The sequence below is a fragment of the Janthinobacterium sp. PC23-8 genome (assembly GCF_002250505.1).
Taxonomy (GTDB): Bacteria; Pseudomonadota; Gammaproteobacteria; order Burkholderiales; family Burkholderiaceae_D; genus Janthinobacterium.
The window spans coordinates 705,776-712,182 of record NZ_NJGY01000002.1; the positions used below are offsets into that span (position 1 = coordinate 705,776).

At 62.1% G+C, this 6,407-nt stretch carries 7 protein-coding genes; 1 reads left to right on the plus strand and 6 read right to left on the minus strand.

What is annotated here, in order from left to right; genetic code table 11:
• The first annotated feature begins 122 nt into the window (after window positions 1–122).
• Window positions 123–1,046, plus strand: coding sequence for a LysR family transcriptional regulator (locus tag CD932_RS18285; RefSeq protein WP_094444198.1), 924 nt, complete (start codon window positions 123–125; stop codon window positions 1,044–1,046).
• 25 nt (window positions 1,047–1,071) lie between these two features.
• On the opposite strand, the gene CD932_RS18290 is transcribed toward CD932_RS18285, so the two are convergent.
• The 6 genes from CD932_RS18290 to CD932_RS28940 form a co-directional block, all read right to left on the minus strand.
• Window positions 1,072–2,160, minus strand: coding sequence for a chemotaxis response regulator protein-glutamate methylesterase (locus CD932_RS18290; RefSeq protein WP_094444199.1), 1,089 nt, complete (start codon window positions 2,158–2,160; stop codon window positions 1,072–1,074).
• Window positions 2,157–2,669 (minus strand): chemotaxis protein CheD, encoded by a 513-nt coding sequence (locus CD932_RS18295; RefSeq protein ID WP_176461042.1) that lies wholly within the window; start codon window positions 2,667–2,669, stop codon window positions 2,157–2,159. Before CD932_RS18295 ends, CD932_RS18290 begins: the two co-directional genes overlap by 4 nt.
• Window positions 2,670–2,681: 12 nt before the next feature.
• Entirely contained in the window at window positions 2,682–3,494 is an 813-nt protein-coding gene (locus CD932_RS18300; RefSeq protein ID WP_094444200.1) for a protein-glutamate O-methyltransferase CheR, read from the minus strand.
• A 99-nt stretch (window positions 3,495–3,593) separates the two neighbouring features.
• Entirely contained in the window at window positions 3,594–4,133 is a 540-nt protein-coding gene (locus CD932_RS18305; protein WP_094444201.1) for a chemotaxis protein CheW, read from the minus strand.
• Between the two features lie 15 nt (window positions 4,134–4,148).
• Complete coding sequence (locus CD932_RS18310) at window positions 4,149–5,618, minus strand: methyl-accepting chemotaxis protein (RefSeq protein ID WP_094444202.1); 1,470 nt, start codon at window positions 5,616–5,618, stop codon at window positions 4,149–4,151.
• A 36-nt stretch (window positions 5,619–5,654) separates the two neighbouring features.
• A partial coding sequence (locus CD932_RS28940) for a methyl-accepting chemotaxis protein (protein WP_254926658.1) occupies window positions 5,655–6,407 on the minus strand: 753 nt, incomplete at its 5' end.

The following is a 6,407-nucleotide window of genomic DNA, read 5'->3' on the forward strand; positions in this document are numbered from 1 at the left end:
TATAGGTTGCCCCTGTTTTTCCGGATGCAACTTCATATTGCGCAAAACGCAATCAGGCGTAACGCTTGACGAAATGGGTGCCGCCGCGCTCTACTGTCGTTTTATGTTGCAGGGAACGTGGAATGTCGATCAGGCTGATGTGGGAAATCCGCGCCTTTTGCACGGTGGTGGAAAAACGCAGTTTCGTGCACGCGGCGCGCATGCTGGGCCGCTCGCCGTCGGCCGTCACGCGCGCCATCCAGTTCCTCGAAGAAGCCATCGGCGCGGAACTGATCCTGCGCACGCAAAAGCAGTTCACGTTGACGACGGCCGGCGAAACCTATTACGCCTCGGCCAGGCACCTGCTGGAAACCCAGGCCGAAGCCGAAGATCAATTGGCCGAACTGAGCAACTCCCCGCAAGGCTGGGTGCGCATCTCGGCACCCGAGATATTGTCGCTGGGATTCCTGCCCAAGCTGGTGGCGCAGTTCTCGCGCGACTACCCGAACGTGTCGGTCGATATCCACTTCTCGGACAAATCGATCGACCCCATCCAGGAAAAACTCGACTTCGCCATCCGCGGTGCCTTTCCCCAGTCCAGCGAACTGATCGGCTACGCCCTGTGGAGCTACCGCCGCCATATGTACGCCGCGCCCGACTACGTGGAGCGCATGGGCGTGCCAAACGAACCGGAAGACCTGGCCGGCCACGACATCATCATGCACTCCGCCCCCCGCATCCTGCGCGACTGGCATTTTGTTTCCAGCGAACGCAACGTGCGCTACCAGGTCCAGCCGCGCTTTCGCTTCACTTCCGGCATCGCCACCTTCCAGGCCGCGCTGGAGGGCGCCGGCATCGCCCGACTGGCCAGCTGGCTGGCAGAGCCGGCGGTGGCCAGCGGCAAGCTGGTGCGTGTTTGCCCGGCCTACCGGCTGACCTCGTCGAAGGAACTCGATCCCAGCATGCATGCGGTGTACGGCACGTCGCGGATGGCCAAGGGGGCGCGGCTGTTTCTCGAGTATGTCAAGAAAAAGGGGCTGGAGATACCGGATGAGCGGGTGGAATAATCCATGGCCCGCACTTCCCCCCTTCTTACCGGCCGAACGCTGTAAGCTGCTGCAAGATTTCCTTGTCGATTGCTTTGAGCGTCACACTTTTTTCCACGGCGCCGCGTTTCACGGCCTCTTTCGGCATGCCGTAGACCACGCAACTGTCTTCATCTTGCGCCACCGTGCGGGCGCCGGCCTTGCGCATTTCCAGCAAGCCGGCGGCGCCATCGTCACCCATGCCGGTCATGATGATGCCGAGGGCGTTCGCCCCTGCGCTCTTGGCCACCGAACGAAACAATACGTCGACCGACGGCCTGTGCCGGTTCACCAGCGGGCCGTCGACCACTTCGACAAAATACTGGGCGCCGTCGCGGCGCAGCAACATATGCCTGCCACCCGGTGCGATCAGCGCCCGCCCTGGCACCACGCGGTCGTTGTTACGCGCTTCCATCACCGTGATCTGGCATAGGCCGTCAAGCCGCTGGGCGAAGGCGGCGGTAAATTTTTCAGGCATATGCTGGACGATGATAATGCCCGGCGTCACTCGCGGCAACGCCGTCAGCACTTCTTCCAAAGCCTGCGTGCCGCCGGTTGAAGTGCCGATCGCCACCACCCTCTCGGTGGTCTGCAACATGGCCCGACTCTCCGACGGCGACGACAAGATGACGTCGGCCGTGTATTTGGCGACCGGCATCAGCGGCGCATGCGTGCTGGCACTGAGGCGCTTCGGATTGGCGTGGGCGGCGCTGCGCACCGCAGCAATCAATTCATCCGAGCTGTCTTGCAAAAACTGTTTCAACCCAAGCTTGGGCTTGGTGATGATGGATACGGCACCGGCCGCCAGCGCCGCCATCGTGGTTTGCGCCCCCTTCTCGGTGAGCGTGGAACAGATCACCACCGGTGTCGGCCGCTCCTGCATGATGCGTTTCAAAAAGGTGATGCCATCCATGCGTGGCATTTCCACGTCGAGCACGATCACGTCCGGCCATTGCACTTTCATGCGTTCGATCGCCAGCAGCGGGTCGGCGACCGCGTGCAGCACCTGGACCCCCGGCACGGCGTCGAGCATGGCGCTGAGCACCTGGCGCACCACAGCGGAATCGTCGACGATAAGGACATTGATATTTTTCATGCGAGGTCTTTCAAGGCCGCCTGGGCGGAGTCCAGCGGTTTCACGTGATTGGCCCAGACGTGGCCGCTGTACACATCAAAAATGATTTGCCGGTGGCCATCGCCGAACAGGCTTTCCGAGACGATGGGAATATGATGCGCGTGCAGCAATTCGCGCGCCGTTTCGCCATTTTTTTGTCCGACCTGCAAGCGGTCGGCCCGATATAGCTGGGGAAACATATTACCACCGCCGAAAATCTTCCCCTGGCACTCGCGCGGGTCGACCTGGGCCCGCCGCAATTCGGTCAGCATCAGCGCCATCGCCTCTTCGCCGTAACGGGCGTCGGCCGCCGAGGGTGCGGCAGAGGCGCCGCGCCGCGACAATAAAAAATGCGACATGGCGCCGATCCGGCGGGCCGGATGCCACAGCGTGATCGAGACACAGGAACCGAGCAGGGTGCGGATACGGTAGCTGGCGTCGCCAACGAAGTACTCGCCCGGCTGCAGGAAAATTTCAATCACTTTGTTCATAAGACAACAACATCAGGGCTTGCGATAAATGGACGGAGAAATCACCCGGACTGCATCGCTGATGTCGTTCAAGCTTTCCGAATGCCCGATCAGGAAATGCCCGCCGGGCTTGAGCAGCGACAGCACGCGCGCGACCACGTGGCGTTTGGTGTCGCCGTTAAAATAAATCATCACGTTACGCAGAAAAATCACATCGAAACTGCCCAGTTCGGGTAGCGTCGTGTTCAAATTTACCTGGCGAAACTGCACGCGCGCCCGCAATTCGCGCTCGACCAGCAAGGTGCCCTGCTGAATGTCAATGCCCTTCAGGCAAAAGCGCCGCAGATAGGCTTGCGGAATGTGGGTGGTGCGCTCGACCGGGTAGTGGCCGGCCCTGGCCCGCTCCAGCACGCGCATGCTGATGTCGGACGCCACCACGTCCCATGGCAGCGAGCCGAGGCAATCGTCCAGCACCATCGCGATGCTGTAAGCCTCCTCGCCCGAGGAACTGGCCGCGCTCCAGACCCGGAACGGGCGCGGATTGACCGCATTGCGCGCCGCCAGCGCCAGTTCGCGCAACATGTCGAAATGCTTGGGTTCCCGGAAAAAATACGTCTCGTTGGTGGTCAGCAAATCGATCGCGATCTGCGTCTCGCCGGGAACCTCGCCGCTCGACAACAATTTGAAATAGGCGCCGTAACTGTCCATCCGGTGCTGCTGCAGCCGCTTGGCGAGGCGGCCGCTGACCAGCGCTTTTTTTGCCGACGACAGGGTGATGCCGGCGACCTCGAAAATAAACCGCTGGAACTGTTCGAACTCCTGGTCGGTGATGTTGTATACGCTCATAATTTTCAACATCTGCCCACTGGCTCAAGCGATGAATCAAGCCATGATTATAGCTAAAATTCAACAATCGCCCTAACCGAAGACAGGGCGTCCCCCGATTTACCCGAGCGCCAGCGGCGCCTCCTGTATGCCGGCCTCGGCCAGCGCGGCCACCACGTCCATCGTCAACACTTTATCCACATTGAGCAAGATCACGAATTTGCCATTGACCTTGCCCATGCCGAGGATAAAATCGCCGCGGATGCGGGTGCCGAAGCTGGGCGCCGGCTCGATCTCGGCGGCCGGGATGTCGAGCACGGCGTTGACCGCGTCGACCACCACGCCGATCACCTGCCGCTCGTCGCCCGTCGCCAGTTCAACGATGACGATGCAGGTGCGCTTGGTCAGCGCGGTGGCCGGTTTGCCGAAACGGGCCGACAAGTCCATCACCGGCACCACGGCGCCGCGCAGATTGATCACACCGCGTATGCTGTCGGGCATCATCGGCACTTCCGTCAAGCCACCGTATTCGATGATTTCCTTGATCGCCAGGATGCCGATGGCGAACACTTCGCCGCCCAGCATGAAGGTCAGGTATTGCGCGGATTCGGCCACGGCGCTCGCCGACGCCCGGGTCGTGTTCTGGACCAGTGCATTCATGGTATCGCTCCTCAATCAGTATTTGGTGAAATGCTTGTCCTCCGGCGCGCCGTCATCGGCGAACACCAGCTTGCCCGCAACCTTGCGCGACGCCCCCCGCGACACTGGCGCCTGCCGCTGGCGAACCAGGGCGCCGGCCGTGACGGAACTTTTGAACAGCGACATCAGCTGCTGCAGCATCTCGGCCTGGCTGCTCATCTCTTCGGCGGTGGCCGCCAGCTCTTCCGAACTGGAGGCGTTTTGCTGGGTGGTCTGGCTCAACTGGCCGACCGCCGCGTTGATCTGACCAACTCCCGAGGACTGTTCTTCCGAGGCCGCCGTGATTTCCTGCACCAGGTCCGAGGTCTTGCGGATGTTCGGCACCATCTGGTCGAGCAGGCGCCCGGCGCGTTCCGCCAGTTCCACGCTGCTGGTCGCCACTTCGCCGATTTCCTGGGCCGCCACCTGGCTGCGTTCGGCCAGCTTGCGCACTTCCGCCGCCACCACCGCAAAACCCTTGCCATGCTCGCCGGCCCGGGCCGCCTCGATGGCCGCGTTCAGCGCCAGCAAATTGGTTTGATAGGCGATGTCGTCGATGATGCCGATCTTGCGCGCGATCTGCTTCATCGCCGCCACCGTCGCCTTGACCGCCTCGCCGCCCTCGGCCGCCTCTTGCGCGGCCTTCGTCGCCATGCCGTCGGTGACCCTGGCGTTCTCCGTGTTTTGCGAAATCGACGCCGTCATCTGTTCGATCGAGGCGCTGGTTTCCTCCACCCCCGCAGCCTGTTCGCTAGCCGCCTGCGACAGCGATTGCGCCGTCGCACTGACTTCTTCCGAGGCGCTCGAGAGCGAATCGACCACGCTGTTGACGTCGCGGATCACGCTCGACAGGCTGCGGCTGATCCACACAGCCAGGCCGATTCCGAGCAGCACGATCAGGACGGAAAAACCAAGTATCAACTGTTTCGACGTTTCCAGCACCTGGGCCATCTGGCGCGATTCCGCGCGGGTCTCGACGGCGTTCAGCGCCAGCAATTTATCGAAGGCCGCCGCGATCGCCTTGTCGGCGCCGCTGATCGCCGCATCCAGTTCCTGCACCGACATGCCTTTTTCCTTCAACACCACCAATTGCGCCATGCTGTCGTTATAACCCTTGGTGGCGCTCAGGATCTGGTTCAGCAAGGTTTGCTCTTCCGCCGACATGGCGCCGGCCAGGCGGTAAGTCTCGACCGACTTGTCGATCGCGTCCATCTGTTCATGGAATTTTTTGCGGTATTCGCCGCCGCGCAAGATGTAGTTCTTGAACTGGTGCACGCCAGTGCCGAGTGCATTGTCGCCGGCCAGCACCGCATCCTTCTTGGCCAGCGTGACGGTTTCAAACTCTTGCCATTTGCTGTTCATGGAAGAGATATTGGCGAAGGCAAGCATGCCAAGGATCAGCGCCAGCGCCACCACGCTGCCAAAACCGGCGTTCAGCCGGGTTTCCATTTTTATTTTTTGGAACATATAACCTCCTCGATTGATTTGCCCTGCCCGTCAACATCAAAAGCGCGTGAAATTCGCCTCGTCCACCGCGCCCTGGCCGGTCAGGAACGCGGACTCGCCGCCGACCCGCAGCACGCCCTGCCTGCGGCCCGGCTCCGGTCGCGCGGCCTTGCGCGCGACCGGGGCGAACCCGGCGCCGGAGGCCGCCACCTTGAAGAAGGACATGGTTTGCTGCAGTTGTTCGGCCTGGCTGCTCATCTCTTCGGCGGTGGCCGCCAGCTCTTCCGAACTGGAGGCGTTTTGCTGGGTGGTCTGGCTCAACTGGCCGACCGCCGCGTTGATCTGCCCAACGCCCGAAGACTGTTCTTCCGAGGCGGCCGTGATTTCCTGCACCAGGTCCGAGGTCTTGCGGATGTTCGGCACCATCTGGTCGAGCAGGCGCCCGGCGCGTTCCGCCAGTTCCACGCTGCTGGTCGCCACTTCGCCGATTTCCTGCGCCGCCACCTGGCTGCGCTCGGCCAGCTTGCGCACTTCCGCCGCCACCACCGCAAAACCCTTGCCATGCTCGCCGGCCCGGGCCGCCTCGATGGCCGCATTCAGTGCCAGCAAATTGGTTTGATAGGCGATGTCGTCGATGATGCCGATCTTGCGCGCGATCTGCTTCATCGCCGCCACCGTCGCCTTGACCGCCTCGCCGCCCTCGGCCGCCTCTTGCGCGGCCCGGGTCGCCATGCCGTCGGTGACCTTGGCGTTCTCCGTGTTTTGCGAAATCGACGCCGTCATCTGTTCGATCGAGGCGCTGGTTTCCAC

What these genes read in the sequence shown, in the direction of transcription:
- CD932_RS18290 (WP_094444199.1), bottom strand. Translation starts at nt 2,160, where the DNA reads ATGAAAAATATCAATGTCCTTATCGTCGACGATTCCGCTGTGGTGCGC.
- CD932_RS18285 (WP_094444198.1), top strand. Translation starts at nt 123, where the DNA reads ATGTCGATCAGGCTGATGTGGGAAATCCGCGCCTTTTGCACGGTGGTG.
- CD932_RS18300 (WP_094444200.1), bottom strand. Translation starts at nt 3,494, where the DNA reads ATGAGCGTATACAACATCACCGACCAGGAGTTCGAACAGTTCCAGCGG.
- CD932_RS18310 (WP_094444202.1), bottom strand. Translation starts at nt 5,618, where the DNA reads ATGTTCCAAAAAATAAAAATGGAAACCCGGCTGAACGCCGGTTTTGGC.
- CD932_RS18305 (WP_094444201.1), bottom strand. Translation starts at nt 4,133, where the DNA reads ATGAATGCACTGGTCCAGAACACGACCCGGGCGTCGGCGAGCGCCGTG.
- CD932_RS18295 (WP_176461042.1), bottom strand. Translation starts at nt 2,669, where the DNA reads ATGAACAAAGTGATTGAAATTTTCCTGCAGCCGGGCGAGTACTTCGTT.